A 214-nucleotide genomic window follows, 5' to 3' on the forward strand; every position below is an offset into this window, starting at 1 on the left:
AGGGCTTCATGTCGGAAGCAATTTTGAGCTTGCTGAGCTTCTTTCCGCCAATGATCTGAGCCTTGATGTCCTGCTGGCTCTTCAGCACCCGGGCAATGTCGTCCATGGACTTTCGGCATCCTCGAATGCCGTCGAAGAATAAGCCGACGCAGGCTTCCTCGGTGCCGCTCGCGAATACACGGGTTCTTTCCTCGACGCCGAAAATGCCCTTCTC

At 55.6% G+C, this 214-nt stretch carries 1 protein-coding gene; it reads right to left on the bottom strand.

The genetic code is table 11. The features are described from left to right. The coding region (locus GBM95_RS12470; protein ID WP_193222720.1) for a hypothetical protein at nt 1–214 on the bottom strand (214 nt) is incomplete at both ends.

The sequence above is a fragment of the Sutterella seckii genome, assembly GCF_009183815.1.
Lineage (GTDB): Bacteria > Pseudomonadota > Gammaproteobacteria > Burkholderiales > Burkholderiaceae_F > Sutterella > Sutterella seckii.